Annotated in this window: 1 rRNA gene; it reads left to right on the top strand. The window is 47.7% G+C overall.

The annotated features are described in order from the left end of the window. Positions 1-94, top strand: a 23S ribosomal RNA gene (locus GEV02_RS32700); the annotation flags it as partial. Between the last annotated feature and the right edge of the window lie 166 nt (positions 95-260).

The raw sequence follows: 260 nt of genomic DNA, 5'->3' as shown, positions 1-260 counted from the left end.
GGGTCGTTCGAGACCAGGACGTTGATAGGTCAGGTGTGGAAGTGCAGTAATGCATTAAGCTAACTGATACTAATTGCCCGTACGGCTTGTCCCTATAACCTTAGCAGGTTATGGTGAATGAGAAGTACGTTGAAACGTTCGTTGATACAACTTCATTACCCCATTACTTACTTTTTCCAGATTCGGAGCGCCGCTGAAAGCGTCGCTCGTACAAGTCAATGCCTGATGACCATAGCAAGTTGGTCCCACCCCTTCCCATC

The organism is Rugamonas aquatica (assembly GCF_009380215.1).
Taxonomy (GTDB): domain Bacteria; phylum Pseudomonadota; class Gammaproteobacteria; order Burkholderiales; family Burkholderiaceae_D; genus Rugamonas; species Rugamonas aquatica_B.
The sequence above is the reverse complement of the archived record's forward strand: the minus strand, read 5'-3'. Positions and strand labels throughout refer to the sequence as shown.